Annotated in this window: 2 protein-coding genes and 1 pseudogene; 2 read left to right on the top strand and 1 reads right to left on the bottom strand. The window is 60.8% G+C overall.

Translation table 11 applies throughout. The features are described from left to right. Window positions 1-85 precede the first annotated feature (85 nt). Window positions 86-1,354, bottom strand: a complete 1,269-nt coding sequence (gene hemL / locus MLE27_RS11650) for a glutamate-1-semialdehyde 2,1-aminomutase (protein WP_243312250.1) — start codon at window positions 1,352-1,354, stop codon at window positions 86-88. Window positions 1,355-1,388: 34 nt separating this feature from the next. Between hemL and MLE27_RS11645 the strand changes: the two genes are divergently transcribed. Further along, window positions 1,389-1,754, top strand: coding sequence for a hypothetical protein (locus tag MLE27_RS11645; protein ID WP_243312249.1), 366 nt, complete (start codon window positions 1,389-1,391; stop codon window positions 1,752-1,754). Window positions 1,755-2,121: 367 nt separating this feature from the next. Continuing rightward, window positions 2,122-2,391, top strand: a pseudogene (locus tag MLE27_RS11640) (helix-turn-helix domain-containing protein); the annotation flags it as partial. Window positions 2,392-2,637 lie beyond the last annotated feature (246 nt).

The following is a 2,637-nucleotide window of genomic DNA, read 5'->3' as shown; positions in this document are numbered from 1 at the left end:
GGCGGGCCTCCCACCCGGGGCCCGCCCATAGGGGCGCCGCGCCGTCCGCATGTCGCGGCGGACGGCGCGGCCCGGGATCGAACGCCTACAGCGAAAGGTTCTTCGCGGCCTTGAGCGTGGCCTCGTAGTCGGCCTCGGTGTGCGCGAAGGAGGTGAAGGAGCACTCGTAGCCGAGCGAGGCCAGGTACACGCCCTGGGCGCGCATCTGCTGGTAGATGGCGGTGTAGACCTTGCCGTTGGAGGTGCGGGCCGTGGCCATGTCGGTCACCGGGGTCTCGGTGAAGTACATGGTGAAGGCCGAGGCGGTCTGGTTGAGCTGCACGGGCACGCCATTGGAACGCACGATGGCCGCGAACTCCTTGGCCAGCTCCGCGGTGCGGGCCTCCAAGGCGGCGTAGTCGCGTTTTTCCAGCTCCAGCAGGTTGGCCAGGCCGGCGGCCATGGCCACGGGGTTGCCCGAGAGGGTGCCGGCCTGGAACACCGGGCCGCAGGGGGAGAGCTTTTCCATGATGTCGCGGCGGCCGCCGTAGGCCCCCACGGGGAAGCCCGCGCCGATGATCTTGCCCAGGGTGGTAAGGTCCGGGCGCACGCCGTAGCGCGCCTGGGCCCCGCCGATGCCCCAGCGGAACCCGGTGATGACCTCGTCGAAAATCAGCAGCGCGCCGTACTCGTCGCACACCGCGCGCAGGCCCTCCAGGTAGCCGGGCTTGGGGATCACCAGGCCCATGTTGCCCGGGGCGGGCTCCACGATGATGGCGGCGATGTCCTTGCCCTTCTCCTTGAAGGCGGCCTTCACCGCGTCCAGGTCGTTGTAGGGCAGCACGATGGTGTGAGCCACGGTGGCGGCGGGCACGCCCGGGGTGCCGGGCGCGGCCTGCACCGCCACGCCGGAACCGGCGGCGGCCAGGAAGGCGTCGGCGTGGCCGTGGTAGCAGCCGTCGAACTTGACCACATGGTCGCGCCCGGTGAAGCCGCGCGCCAGGCGCAGGGCGCTCATGGTGGCCTCGGTGCCGGAGTTGACCATGCGCACCATCTCTACAGAGGGCATCAGCTGGGTGATCTTGAGGGCCAGGTCCACTTCGGTGGGGCAGGGCGCGCCGAAGCTGGAGCCGTTCTCCAGCGCCTCTCTGGCGGCCTTGTGCACCACGGGGTCGGCGTGGCCCAGGAGCATGGGGCCCCAGCTCATGACGTAGTCAACGTAATCCTTGCCGTCCACGTCCGTGATGGTGGAGCCGTGGGCCTTGGCGATGAACAGGGGTTCGCACTCCACGGCCTTGCAGGCGCGGATGGGCGAGTTGACCCCGCCGGGGATGACGGCCTGGGCCTTGGCATAAAGCTCGGAAGAGAGGGACATGGCGGTTCTCCGGTATGCTGTTTCGGGAAGAGACGTGCATACCCTCGCGGGCTTGCGCGGGCAAGGGCAAAGAGTTATAGAAGAAAAGCATTGCCGGGTTTCTCTGGCCATCACCAATGTAAACCTTCTTAACCCCCTAATGGAGGATCTCATGACACAAAAAGTTCCTTCAGACAAAGTCAAGCTTGTTCTTGATAATGAAACTGTAGAAAAAGATCAGCCTTCACGGCAGTCTCATTATGACCATGGCATTTCATCACTGTATGGCCGTGTTGGTGACAATATCACACACCATACTCGCTCCCCAGACTACACTCGTGATCTCCGGGCATTTCCACACGCCTACGTTGAATATATTAAAACAGTTGTTCGGACGATTCGGGTTCTGATCGGTATTTAATTCGCTCCGTGTATTTGCTTGAATCTTTCTTCTGCCGGAAAAGACATTGAGGCTCCCCAACCAGTGTGATGACCACTTATCACTACTAGCCTTACGACCTGTTTTGTCGGTTCATTAACCGCTCTCGAATGCAACTATCGCTGTAACCGCGCCTATGCATGGCCGTTGACAGCTGCACCTTTACCTCCATATCATAGGCATTCAATACCATTCCAATAAAGAGATCCTTACATCACGGTTATACAGTTTGAAGTGAGATGGTTATAACCTGACAGTTCCCCCTCGAAAGAGGAGGTGGTCATGCCGCCCCTGGCTGGGGTAGCCGTGGAGTTGCGAAGCTTCAGGCACCCTAACCAAGGAAATCGTCATGACCACCGACCAGAAAGTAGCACGGAGGAAGCTGAGCTTGCTAGAGCTGGCCAGCGATTTGGGCAACGTGAGCAAGGCATGCAAGCTCATTGGCTATTCGCGGCAGCAGTTTTACGAGATTCGCCGCAATTTCCAGACGTATGGGGCCGAAGGCCTGCTGGATCGCCTCCCCGGGCCACACGGACCGCACCCGAACCGTGTGGAAGACTCCGTGGAGAAGGCCATCCTGGATTACTGTCTGGAATACCCCACGCACGGCCCCCTGAGATGGACCTGGTAGGTTGGACAGGTTGGGGGCGTTTCTAAGCTAAAGTCCGGTTGATTGTCATGCCGCCTCGGGGAGGCCGTTCCTTCCCAGTAGACGTCCATGGACCGCTGTCCGTCAAAGGTAATCCCCCCAATAAAAGGTTGTTCTGAAAAGTAGAATTTTCTCGTAAACCCAGGCGAGGAGATTTTACATGAAGACGTCCCGCTACTCCGACAGTCAGATCCTGAGCATCCTGAAGCAAGCCGA

This window comes from Fundidesulfovibrio agrisoli (assembly GCF_022808715.1).
Lineage (GTDB): Bacteria > Desulfobacterota > Desulfovibrionia > Desulfovibrionales > Desulfovibrionaceae > Fundidesulfovibrio > Fundidesulfovibrio agrisoli.
Note: the sequence above shows the minus strand (reverse complement) of the source record. Positions and strands in the feature narration are given on the sequence as shown.